Here is a 3106-nt window from a genome sequence, read left to right on the forward strand (position 1 = left end):
GCGAGCAGCTCGCAGTCCTCGGCGGACAGCCCCGCGGCCTCGAGCTCGCCGTTGAAGTAGCCGGCGTTGCCCTCGGGCACGACGCACGCGTCGACCTCCCGCAGGGTCAGGCCGCTGCGGCGCAGCAGCTCGTCCAGGGCGGTGACGAACACCCGCGGCCCGAAGCTCGCCGACTCGACCACGTCGAGACGCAGGTCGACCGGGCGCCGGGCGCGCATCTGCTCGGCCACGGGGGCGTGCGTGCCGCCGCCGATGATCTGCATGCCGGGTTTGCGGTCCCCGCCCATGCAGGCGTTGACGCTGGCATGGAAGCTCGCCGGCTCCCCCGGCCCGGCGGGCTCGGCGCGCAGCACCATCGCTCCCGCCCCGTCGCCGAAGTTGTAGATGGCGATCCGGTCCCGCAGCCGGACGGAGTCGGGACGGCGGCCGAGGAAGATCGGCGCCAGCACCGGGGAGACGGCCTCGCTGCCGATGACCACCGCGGTCCGCGCGGAGCCGTCGGCCAGCTGGCGGCGGGCGATGTCCAGCGCGTGCATCGCCCCCGCGCACCCGGAGCGGACCTCCACGACCGCGCACCGGGCCAGGCCGAGACGCTCCTGGACGAAGGTGACCGCCGCGGGCAGCGGGTACTCCGGGGAGGACGTCGACATCACCAGCAGGTCGACGTCGGCGGCCTCGAGCCCGGCGCGGTCGAGCGCCTGCCGGGCCGCGGCCGTGGCCATCTCGCTGTTGCTCACCAGGTGCTCGCCGGTGCCCGGATCGATCATCCAGTGGCGGCGGCGCACCTGGAGGCCGTCGAGCACGTCGTCCGGCAGCGGGCCGCACAGCCGCTCCAGGTCGTCGTTGGACAGCGGCTCACCGGGCAGGTAGCCGCCGGTGCTCACGATCCGGACATGGTGGCTGGTCATCACCGCTCCTTCCGGGAGCCCGCGGCACCCGCGGCGCCCACGGCGTGGAAAACATGGCCGGTTGCTTCCGGGCCGGCGGGACCGCCGCCTTCTGGGCCGGTCAGGACGAGGCTGACGTGCGTGCCGCCGAGGGAGGAGCTGTTCACCAGGACGGGGCCGGCGGCCCCGCCGGCCTCCCAGCCGGCCACGGCGAGGACCGCCGAGAGGTGCGCGCCCGCCCCGACCGGCTCGCCCAGGCTGCGCTTGGGCATCTCGACGCGGGGCCCGGCCGGGCCGAACACGCGGCCCAGGGCGGCCAGCTCCGGCCGGTCGACGGCCCGGATCCCGGCGGCGTTGGCCCAGACCGCGGACAGTGCGCCCGGCTCGGCACCGGCTGCCGCCAGCGCGGTGCGCACCGCCTGCTCGACACCGCGGCCGCGGGCGTCCCAGCGGCCCACGCCCCGGGCGTCCGAGGCGATGCCCTGCCCGCGGAGCACCGCGCGGATGCGGGCGCCGCGCGCCCGGGCCGCCGACAACCGCTCCAGCACCAGCGCGAAACCGGCCTCCACCAGCGTGTACGCGCCGCCGGCGCCGGCGAACAGGGGGGTCCGGCGGTACGCGTTCACCACGGCCGGCGGCAGCACGTCGACGGCGGGGCAGACGACCGCGTCCGCCGCTCCGGCGCGCAGCAGGTCGGCGGCGACGCACAGGGCGGCGGCGCCGGCCGCGTGCATGGCGGTCACCGTCGAGGTGACCCCGGTCAGCCCCAGCAGCATCGCCACCTGGCCGGCCGCGGCGTTGTACACGGTGTTGGGGAACACCGCGGGGTTCGCCGCCGCCGGGCCCTCGGCCAGCAGCGGCGTGGTGAAACGCTCCATGCTCTCCATCGGGCCCAGGCCGGTGCCCAGGATGACGCCGATCCCGGTCGCGGGCCGCGCGACGTCGGCGAGCCCGGCGTCGGCCAGGGCGTCCTGGCAGGACGCGACGGCCAGCAGCCCGAGCCGGTCCAGCCGCCGCCGCTGGCGCGCGGGCAGGTAGGCCGCCGGGTCGAACTCGACGTGGCCGACGTCGATGCGGCCGGCGTCCTGGTCTGCGCCCGCCTGGCCGGCGTCCGCGCGGCCGGCGTCGGGGCGGCCGGCGTCGGGGCCGGCCGGTCCGGGCCGGCCCTCGGCGCTCCCGGCGGCCTGGTAGGCCGCCCACAGCTCGGCCACGCTCGTGCCGGCGGGCGTCAGCGCGGCCAGGCCGGTGATCACAACCGGGTCCCGGTCCCGGTCCCGCTGCCGGTCCCGCTGCCGGTCCCGGCCGGCCGGCGCGGCGGGCCGCCGGCCGGGGCGGCCGAAGACGACCGAGGCGTTGGCGCCGGCGAACGCGAAGTTGTTCGACACCGCGACGTCCATGGCCAGCGGCCGGGCCTCGTTCGGCACGACGTCGAGCCCGCACTGGGGGTCGGCGGCGGTGAACCCGGCGGTCGGCGGGGCGACCTGCCCGTCGAGGGCGAGGATCGTGACGATGCTCTCGACCGCCCCCGCGGCCCCGAGCAGGTGGCCCACCATCGACTTGGTGCTGCTGAGCGCGACCGTCCCGGCCGCCTCCCCGAGGGCCGCGCGGATCGCGTTGCTCTCGGCCGGGTCGTTCTTGGGTGTGCCGGTGCCGTGGCCGTTGATGTACCCGACCTCGTCGGCGGCGACGCCCGCGCGGGAGAGCGCGGCGGTGATCGCCCGGGCGGCGCCCGCCCCCTGCGGGTGCGGCGCGGTCGGGTGGTACCCGTCCGCCGAGAAGCCGTAGCCGAGGACCTCGGCGAACATGCGGGCACCGGCCGCCCGCGCGATGTCGGCGCGGACCAGGACGAGCATGCCGGCACCCTCCCCGAGGGACAGCCCGTCGCGGTCCTTCGAGTACGGCGCGGCCGGCCCCACCGCGAGCGACTCCAGGCTGTTGAAACCGGCGAAGACCACGTCGGAGAAGGCGTCGGTGCCGCCGACGAGGACGGCGTCCGCCTGGCCGGTGACGATCAGTTCGGTGGCGTGGGCGATCGCGTGCGCCCCGGAGGCGCACGCGGTGTTGACCGACAGCACCGGCCCGCGCAGGCCGAAGGCGGCGCCGAGCGCCTCGGCGATCGCCTGCGGGGACACCATCAGGGTGTGCCGCCAGTCCGGCTGACGGCCGGCGAGCTCGTCGCGCAGGGCCCGCTCCCCGCTGACCAGCCCGCCGTTGCAGCT

2 protein-coding genes are annotated in these 3106 nt (G+C 77.4%); both read right to left on the reverse strand.

All coding sequences use genetic code 11. The features are described 5' to 3' along the window. Positions 1-908 (reverse strand): 3-oxoacyl-ACP synthase III family protein (locus tag AC5LSR_RS14880; protein WP_493468589.1); only part of this gene is annotated, 908 nt, incomplete at its 3' end. Next, a partial coding sequence (locus AC5LSR_RS14885; RefSeq protein ID WP_493468590.1) for a beta-ketoacyl synthase N-terminal-like domain-containing protein occupies positions 908-3106 on the reverse strand: 2199 nt, incomplete at its 5' end. The genes AC5LSR_RS14885 and AC5LSR_RS14880, both read right to left, overlap by 1 nt.

It is taken from the genome of Protofrankia sp. CiP1_Cm_nod4 (genome assembly GCF_982290645.1).